Annotated in this window: 9 protein-coding genes; 5 read left to right on the forward strand and 4 right to left on the reverse strand. The window is 61.0% G+C overall.

The annotated features are described in order from the left end of the window. Positions 1 to 85 precede the first annotated feature (85 nt). Positions 86 to 898: a pPIWI-associating nuclease domain-containing protein gene (locus WB794_RS13160; RefSeq protein ID WP_337336317.1), complete on the forward strand. Its 813-nt coding sequence runs from the start codon at positions 86 to 88 to the stop codon at positions 896 to 898. 140 nt (positions 899 to 1,038) lie between these two features. Here WB794_RS13160 and WB794_RS13165 read toward each other — a convergent pair whose 3' ends face one another. Both WB794_RS13165 and WB794_RS13170 read right to left on the reverse strand, forming a co-directional pair. Continuing rightward, a complete protein-coding gene (locus WB794_RS13165) occupies positions 1,039 to 1,896 on the reverse strand; it encodes a hypothetical protein (protein WP_337336318.1) in 858 nt (285 codons plus the stop codon). Further along, positions 1,893 to 3,182, reverse strand: a complete 1,290-nt coding sequence (locus tag WB794_RS13170) for a hypothetical protein (RefSeq protein ID WP_337336319.1) — start codon at positions 3,180 to 3,182, stop codon at positions 1,893 to 1,895. The genes WB794_RS13165 and WB794_RS13170 overlap by 4 nt, the downstream gene beginning before the upstream one ends. A 215-nt stretch (positions 3,183 to 3,397) precedes the next feature. Here WB794_RS13170 and WB794_RS13175 point away from each other — a divergent pair, with 215 nt between their 5' ends. Genes WB794_RS13175 through WB794_RS13190 form a run of 4 tightly spaced genes read left to right on the forward strand, consistent with a single transcriptional unit; the run spans position 3,398 to position 6,479 of the window. After that, the gene (locus WB794_RS13175) at positions 3,398 to 3,880 is read left to right on the forward strand and encodes a LexA family protein (RefSeq protein ID WP_337336320.1); all 483 of its coding nucleotides are present in this window, start codon (positions 3,398 to 3,400) and stop codon (positions 3,878 to 3,880) included. Positions 3,881 to 3,885: 5 nt separating this feature from the next. After that, positions 3,886 to 5,136, forward strand: coding sequence for a Y-family DNA polymerase (locus tag WB794_RS13180; RefSeq protein ID WP_337336325.1), 1,251 nt, complete (start codon positions 3,886 to 3,888; stop codon positions 5,134 to 5,136). Positions 5,137 to 5,145: 9 nt separating this feature from the next. Then, a complete protein-coding gene (locus WB794_RS13185; RefSeq protein ID WP_337336321.1) occupies positions 5,146 to 5,637 on the forward strand; it encodes a CPCC family cysteine-rich protein in 492 nt (163 codons plus the stop codon). After that, on the forward strand, positions 5,634 to 6,479 hold the full coding sequence (locus tag WB794_RS13190; protein ID WP_337336322.1) for a nucleotidyltransferase domain-containing protein: 846 nt from the start codon (positions 5,634 to 5,636) through the stop codon (positions 6,477 to 6,479). Before WB794_RS13185 ends, WB794_RS13190 begins: the two co-directional genes overlap by 4 nt. 16 nt (positions 6,480 to 6,495) lie before the next feature. Here WB794_RS13190 and WB794_RS13195 read toward each other — a convergent pair whose 3' ends face one another. Then, entirely contained in the window at positions 6,496 to 7,170 is a 675-nt protein-coding gene (locus WB794_RS13195; RefSeq protein WP_337336323.1) for an SOS response-associated peptidase, read from the reverse strand. 183 nt (positions 7,171 to 7,353) lie between these two features. Then, complete coding sequence (locus WB794_RS13200; RefSeq protein WP_337336324.1) at positions 7,354 to 7,803, reverse strand: hypothetical protein; 450 nt, start codon at positions 7,801 to 7,803, stop codon at positions 7,354 to 7,356. Positions 7,804 to 7,921: the final 118 nt, after the last annotated feature.

The following is a 7,921-nucleotide window of genomic DNA, read 5'->3' on the forward strand; positions in this document are numbered from 1 at the left end:
AACGGCCGCGATTGCCACGCCGTCACCTCGGCCATCACCTCGTCGGTGACCTTGCTGATGAACTCCGGCGACACCTCAGCAGCAGATGCGGGACATCGAACGGAATCGGCGGGAACGTGTCCGCAAGATCAACGCCGCCATCAACAACTACAACGCGGCTGTTCGCACCTACAACAATCGCGTTCGAGCCAACCAGCAGCGCCTCAAGAACGAACTTGCACGGCTTCAATCCCGCAGTTCCACACAGCGCGTCGTCACCTATCGAACGTCGGTCGTGAGGCTGACCGAAAGCTACCAGCGCCTCGAAACCACCGAGCAGACGCGCCACCTCAGCAACGAAGAAAACCACTTCTACGACCTTTCCGAGCGCGAAGCCGCCAACAGCGTCAGCCTGCTCAATGCTCTTGACGAAGATCAGGAAGCACCGGACGATTCCTCCGATGCCTCCGGCCTGCAAGCCACCACCATCACCGACGAGATTTCCAGCCTCTCCGAAGACCTCGACAGCCGCTGGCGCGGTGCGCTGTTCTCGCTGAACCCGAAGAACCCTGAAGCCGCCCGCCACTTCTGCACCAGCGTGCGCGAGGTATTCAACGGAATCATCGAGCTTTCCGCACCGGACGACGAAGTGGAGGCCGCAATGCCGGGCTGCGAACGGACATCGCAAGGCACCGTGACGCGTCGATCCAAGATGGCCTATCGGCTCCGCGCCAAGGGTATCGTCAACACCGAACTCGAAGCCTTCGCCGACGAGAACATCAACAATGTTCTGGCGCTGATCAGGGAATTGAATGGTGGAACGCACGGCCTTTCCGGCGCACTGAGCCTGACGGCGCTGTACCAAGTCAAGAAGCGCGTCGAGGACAGCATCCTGTTCCTTTGTCAGATTGCCGCGTAAGCGCAGATGGTCGCGTTGGCAAAATGACCGCCTCACAACAAAGGAGCAAAAAGCAATGATCGAACAATGGTCGTAACGGGACGAAGACATGGCCGCCAGAGGGCATGCCGAGCCGATTTTCCCCGTCAACGCTGGAATAGCTAGTCTGGGCCGAAAAAGAAGAACAGACCCAAGACGATCAGGACGGTTTTTGGGTGGAAAATGCACCAGATCAATGCAGCTATCGCCAGCATGATCACGATTGCCTTCGTGCCCCAGATGAGGATGGGAACCAGGATCACGAGGGCAAACACCGTGCCTATCCCCAGTTGCCAAAGAACGGGCGAGGTTTGCGCGGTGGCAGCGGCGACAGATGGTTTGGCCTTGGATGCTGCCAGCGGCAGGCTGGCGGCGCGGCGATAACCATAGGGCGATGCCACGTCCCAGCCGGATTTGGCGCGCGCCATCCACGCGGAGAATTGCGCCATTTCCGCGTCGATGACGGGCCTGAAGGTGAAGGACAGTTCGATGCTATTGCCCTCACGCTTGCCATTGGGATGACTCAAGGCCGCTGGCCCCAGCGCCGCAACCACCTGCGACACGAAGGCCTGTACCTGCTTCAGTATGGAGACGTAAACCGCATCCAGCCGAGGTGCTGCGGCGCGCATGGACGGAACGGTGGCTGTGGCCTTCAGCCCTTCGCGCCGCTCGATCAGTTCATCGGCGAAGTGCGAGAAGCGTTCGGCAACACGGCGCATGTCCCGATCCGAGGTGCCGGAATTCATCAACGCCTGCGCCATTGGCCCGTTCACCCATGCGGTGACACGCTCGATCCACGCTTGCATGTAGTCGGTTTCCCGCGTGGCAAGCTGGCTGAAACGCTTGCCCTGCGTGCGTTCGAGGTGATCGGTGACGATGGGCATGACCGGTGCGATGCCCGCATCGAGCCGCTTTGCGAACTCGTCCCAGACTTCACCCAGAACTTGCAGATGACGCGGGATGCGGGCGGTGTCGGTCATGGAGAGGAATCCTTTGTGGCCGAAGGGATGGCCGATGCCAGCCAGGGATTGCCCAATACTTGGGCCTTGGCGGAAATACGCTCGTTCATGGGGATATACCCATCGCCTTCTTCAGCGCCATCATCCTCCGCGTCGCCGTCATCGATATCGCCCCGCTCGTCCCATTCTCTGGGATCGAACTCCGAAGTGAAGAATCGAACCAGCTCAGCCCTGAGCTTGGCCCCCAAGTCGGCACGGGACACGATGCCTTCCAGCAGGATTTCGTTCTCGTCCTTGCGGGTGACACGCAGCAATACACGCGCAGGATCATCCGTGCTCAACACCGTCAACACGGCTTCCTGGCCTTCTTCGTCGATCTCCATCTGGACGGGCAAGTCACCCTCGTCGATTTCCCGGCTCCATGCGACCAGTTCGGGCAGCGGATCGAACACATCAGACAACCATATCTCCACTGCCTTGCCGTTCAAGGTCAGATGCAACTTCGCCCACCCGGCCACTCTCATTTCCATACGGATGGCGATATCGCCATCTGCCACGTCAGGGCGGATCGTGAACCACTTGCCCGGTGCTTCGACAGGACGTTGCAGGCCCGCCTGCGCCCAACGATCCATGTTGTAGGAACGCAGCGCGGCAGCATTTCCGCAGACGAAATAGGGTGCAAGTGTTGTCCATTCACGCAAGCGACCCGTTCCGCCAAGCGTGTTGAACCACTCCAGCAATTCGCCGTACTGCTTCCAACGAAATCGGGCTGTGTTGGTGATTCGCACGTTGCCTGCTTCGTTGTCGATCACTTCGGTGACGTAATCGAAGGATTCGTGCAGGGTATGGAACAGGCCGGGGCTTGGCTGGAATACGACGTGGTTGTCCAGCGGTTCCGTGTCCGAAACTTCCCACTGCCCGGCAAAACCCTTGTCCAGCAAAGCCTGTACGTCTCGACGACGAGATGCCATCGTGCCGGTTTTGCCATCGCCAACCAATTTCGCAATGGCTTCCAGCGCGGTGCGCGCCTGCTCGTTGCGGCACAAGCGCACGGGCAGAAGCAGGCCATTTCGTGGCGCAACACCCGGCCGATTGCCATTCTTCAGTCGCTCGCCGACCGAGAACAGGCCATGGCTGTTCTCCTCGATCAAGCGCCGCCGCATGTCGCGCCCCCTCACGCCGAAGTGAGCGAGATAGATGCATGGGAACACATCATCGAGCCGCCCCAACAATTGGCCGCAATTGCGCACCAGATCACGCGGGTGTGGTCGCTTCGAATTGTCGTCCTTGCTCCAGATCAGACTCATGGCTGCTTCCCTGACATTGCGATTCTGCGTGGGACGTTATTGGCTTGCTGTCTCAGGGATTGAGACTGGAAAGCGTGTTGGATGTGATCGTTCAGGTTTCGTATAGGCTTCGCTGATGCCAGTGCGTCAACAGCCCCGACGCGCGGTTAGTCATTCTGCTAACGTACTTCGCCCGTCTCACGCTGTGAGACAGCCAGCCGCGATAGTGCGCCGCCATGTCCGCCCTCCCGATCTACCTGTTCGATTCCGCCGTCGTGCCACTCGGCCCGGCGCGGCTTGACCCGATTCCGCTGCCCTTGCCGATGGGCGCAGCACGGGCGGCGCTGGGTTTTCCATCGCCCGCCGAGGATTTTCAGGACGACTCGGTTGACCTCAACGACCTGTTGATCCGCAACGCACCTGCAACCTTCCTCTATCGGGCGGAAGGCTGGTCGATGATTCTGGCGGGCATCAATGACGGCGACATCCTCGTGGTGGATCGGTCGGTGGACGTGAGGGACGGCGACATCGTGCTGGCGGTGTGGGACGGCAATCAGCCCAGTTGCAAGGTGCTGAAGGTGTGCGCCGATCACATCGAACTGCACAGCCGCAATCCGCGCTGCGCGAACATCGTGCTGCCGCCGGAAACGGAGGTGGAACTGTTTGCCGTGACCGGCGTGGTGCGGCATCCGGCCAAGACCGGGGCGTTGCGGGGCTGATCGCCATGTTCGCGCTGGTGGACGGCAACAACTTCTATGCGAGCTGCGAGCGCGTGTTCCAGCCGGAGCTTCGCAACAAGCCGCTGGTGGTGCTGTCCAACAATGACGGCTGCTGCATCGCACGCTCGGCGGAAGCCAAGGCGCTCGGCATCCGCATGGCGCAGCCGATCTTCGAGGTGCCGCCGGAGATTCGGCACAAGCTGGCGGTGCGCTCGGCAAACTTTACCTTGTATGGCGATATGTCGGCGCGCGTGGTCGCCATCCTGCGCGATGCCGTGCCGCGCGTGGAAGTCTATTCGGTGGACGAATCCTTCCTCGATCTTCGCGGCGTGCGTGATCGCGTCACCTTCGCCCACGACCTGAGAACGAAGATTCACCGCTGGACAGGCATCCCGAACTGCATCGGCATCGCCCCGACGAAAACTTTGGCGAAGCTGGCGAACAAGCACGCCAAACGTGGTGAGGGCGTGGTCGATCTCACCGATGCCGCTGTGCGTGGGCAGGTACTGGCCGAGTTTCCGGTCGCAGACGTGTGGGGCGTCGGGCCGCGCTACGCCGCACGACTGGGCGAACGCGGCATCACCACCGCCGCGAACCTGCGCGATGCGCCGTTCGACGACATTCTTTCCGCCTTCGGCGTGACCCTGGCGCGCACCGTGCGCGAGCTGCAAGGCCAGTCCTGCATGGAACTGGAGGAAGTCGAGCCGGATCGCCAGCAGATCATGGTGAGCCGCAGCTTCGGCCAGCGCGTCGAAGATCACGCCGCCATCGGGCAAGCACTGGCGACCTTCTGTATCCGCGCCGCCGAAAAGCTGCGCGCACGCGGCCTCGTTGCCGCCGCGATGGGCGTGTTTGCCACCACCGACACCTTCCGCGCCGAACTGCGCCAGCACCATCCGCACAAGATGGTGAACCTGGCCGTCCCAACCTCCGACACGCGCCTGCTGCTCACCACGCTGCGCGGTGTGTTGGATCGGCGTTTCCTGCGCGACGGCTGCGGCTACAAGAAAGCCGGCATCTGGCTCACCGACCTCGCCCGCCCGCGCGACTTGCAAGGCGATCTGTTCTCGCCGCCCACCGCAGGCGACGACAAACTGATGGCGACGCTGGACGCGATCAATCGCCGCTACGGTCGCGGCGTGGCCGGGTTCGGCGCGAGCGGCTGGCAGCGGTCGCCGCTGTGGGGAATGCGGCAGGAGAACTTGTCGCCGTGCTTCACTACCTGCGCGGCGGAATTGCCGATTGCGGTGTGTTGAGGAGTTGATATGCACAGATGGGAAGCGCCAATTCGACCGAATTTGACCTGCCCGTGCTGTGGCTACATGACATTGCGTGGTTACCGTGGTGGATATGATTGCTGCGATGTTTGTGCGTGGGAAGATTGTCCATTCCAATTTTCCAATCCTGACATTGCAGGTGGTGCGAACTACTATTCCCTTCGCGTCGCGCAGCAAAACTTTCTGGCCTACGGCTGCTGTGAGGATGGCTCCACGCTCGGCATGGCACGTCGCCCTGGACGAGGCGATGTGAAAGACCCGAAGTGGCGGTTATTGCCGAAGCGTCGTGGTGCATCCAGCCAACCTGCACGGCTCAGTCTGAAGGCAACTGTTCGCAAGTTTCGCCATGTTTCCAACAATTTGAGATTCTTCCGGTGGCGCGTGGAAAGCCGGGAGTCGTATGAGCGGGCATCGGCGAAATACGAAGCACTCAAGCAGGGGCAAGCGCGCAGCGACGAAAGTTCGCCTGTGGATCAATGAGCCGCAGGTTGGATAGCTTGCTGCCCTACACTGCGAGCGGCTACCGTTCCAAGATGATCCCCACCGACATCCGTTCCGACATCCTCGACCGCCTTCACAAGGCCGAAGCCGAACACGGCGTGCGCGTGCTGCTCGCCGTGGAATCCGGCAGTCGGGCATGGGGGTTTTCGTCGCCCAACAGCGATTACGACGCACGCTTCATCTATGTGCATCCACGCGACTGGTACGTGTCGGTCGGGCTGGAAGAACAGCGCGACGTGATTGAATACCCCATCGTTGACGACATCGACATCAACGGCTGGGATTTGCGCAAGGCGCTACGCCTGTTCTGGAAGTCGAATCCGGCCTTCGTGGAGTGGATTCAATCGCCCATCGTCTATCGGCAGGACGGCCCGTTTGCCGATCTGGCACGCGAGGCCTTGCCTGCGATCTACTCCTGCGAGAAGGGTATCTACCATTACCGCAGCATGGCCAAGAACAACTTTCGCGGCTACTTGCGCGCCGATCAGGTGCCGCTGAAGAAGTACTTCTACGTCCTTCGACCGTTGCTCGCCGTGCGCTGGCAGGAGCGCCACCAGCAGGCCGCGCCCATCGAGTTCGAGAAGCTGCTGGCGCTGGCCCCGGACAACCCGGCGTTGCGTGCAGACATTCAGGCGCTGCTCGTGAAAAAGCGCGCCGCACCGGAAATGGGTCTGGAGTCGCCGATTGCATCAATCCACGACTTCATCGAATCCGAGCTGGAACGACTGGAGGCCATCAAAATCCCGAAGGATGCTGCTCCCGACAAGGTGTCCCGACTCAATGACATCTTCCGTCGGTGTCTGGCGCAGGCGTGGACCTGACCAAACCGCCCCCGAACTACAGGAGCGACGTTTGCTGCTGCTTCTCGATCACCGGTCTGGCCGTGAACACCTCCACCGGCGCGAGCCGCAGCAACCGCGATGCCTCCTCAACGTTGCCGTGCAACCATGGATCGACGTCACCGATCTCGATGGGGATGACGGAACGCTTGTCCTGTTCGTCGGGGCCGAAGGCTGGATCGGGCTTGTGCATCCGGCGCATCAGCGGGTGGTCATCGGCGTTGATGGTCAGCATCGAATAGCTCTCGACCACTTCGCCCGTGGCGTAGTCAATCCATGTATTCCAGATGCCAGCAAGCCCCCACGGCATGCCATCAGCGCGGTGGAAGCGCCACCAGACGTTCTTGCCCGTTTCCCAATTCGGCTCGTCGAAGGACAAGGCTGGAATGATGCATCGCTGACCATGCTTCCACGGATCACGGTAGCTGGCCTTCTGGGCCAGTTCCTCCGACCGGGCATTGTTTGTCGAAAACGGCAGCTTCGCGGTCTTGGCAAAGTTCGGGATCAACGCCCACTGGCCAACGACCAGTTCACGTCCTCCGTCCTTGGCGCGGATGAAGGGGCCGGGCGCGCGCGGATGGATCGACGGCGCCCACGCAGGATGGGCATTGGGTTCCAGGCCCCAGTACTCCTCGATCACTTCCTGGACAGGCGGGACGAAGCGGCTGCACATGGGCGGATTGTCCAGTATCCGCGCCTTACTGGCACGGGCCACGTCGCGGAGCAGACCGGCATGGCGCGTCGAAATCCATCCATCTTCGAAATGTTGGGGCGTACGCCGTGGCCGGTCGGTGTGGTTGCTGTGCTACTGGCGCTGATCGCCGGAATGTTCTTGCTTCCCGCCATCCTTGGCGACTCACGGAACTGACTCATCCGGCTTCGACTGGCTACCGCCCTCCATCGGCAGGGAGTCGGCATCCCACATCTGGCGATAGGTCTGCACGTAGGAGGCGGCAGCCCCGGGATTGATGTACCAGTAATGTCGGCAGAGCGTCTTGAACAAGGCCAAGCCTTCGGGAAGGCAGGCAGCGTCAAGCAGGTGATCCAGCGTGTGTTCGATCAGCCTTTCATCATTCGAATTGCCGCTGACCAAAGTCCGAACCCTCGGCGCAATTTCGACAATGGACTGCTGCAACAGAGAATGCAGGCGGGAGGCCAAGGCTTTTAGTTCGTCCATGTCGCTCATGATGGTGGGGCACATGATCACAGGTACAGAAGTTTGCGGCTTTTCTGACGGATCGAGTTCCCAGCGTGTCCGCCGTACCGGCACGACGCTGGCATCAACAGATACCGTGAGCTTGACCACTGCGAGATTGGCGAAATCTTAGTCATTGCAATGGTTTACAGGGGCGTGTCCGATTTTTTGTGTGTGAGGCGGTTTAGTTCCTGGCCTTCCTTCAGCGGGCCAGCGTGAACCGGTCTTC

This window comes from Denitratimonas tolerans, from assembly GCF_037203605.1.
GTDB classification, from domain to species: Bacteria; Pseudomonadota; Gammaproteobacteria; order Xanthomonadales; family Xanthomonadaceae; genus Denitratimonas; species Denitratimonas tolerans.

What these genes read in the sequence shown, in the direction of transcription:
- WB794_RS13160 (WP_337336317.1), top strand. Translation starts at nt 86, where the DNA reads ATGCGGGACATCGAACGGAATCGGCGGGAACGTGTCCGCAAGATCAAC.
- WB794_RS13165 (WP_337336318.1), bottom strand. Translation starts at nt 1,896, where the DNA reads ATGACCGACACCGCCCGCATCCCGCGTCATCTGCAAGTTCTGGGTGAA.
- WB794_RS13170 (WP_337336319.1), bottom strand. Translation starts at nt 3,182, where the DNA reads ATGAGTCTGATCTGGAGCAAGGACGACAATTCGAAGCGACCACACCCG.
- WB794_RS13175 (WP_337336320.1), top strand. Translation starts at nt 3,398, where the DNA reads ATGTCCGCCCTCCCGATCTACCTGTTCGATTCCGCCGTCGTGCCACTC.
- WB794_RS13180 (WP_337336325.1), top strand. Translation starts at nt 3,886, where the DNA reads ATGTTCGCGCTGGTGGACGGCAACAACTTCTATGCGAGCTGCGAGCGC.
- WB794_RS13185 (WP_337336321.1), top strand. Translation starts at nt 5,146, where the DNA reads ATGCACAGATGGGAAGCGCCAATTCGACCGAATTTGACCTGCCCGTGC.
- WB794_RS13190 (WP_337336322.1), top strand. Translation starts at nt 5,634, where the DNA reads ATGAGCCGCAGGTTGGATAGCTTGCTGCCCTACACTGCGAGCGGCTAC.
- WB794_RS13195 (WP_337336323.1), bottom strand. Translation starts at nt 7,170, where the DNA reads ATGTGCAGCCGCTTCGTCCCGCCTGTCCAGGAAGTGATCGAGGAGTAC.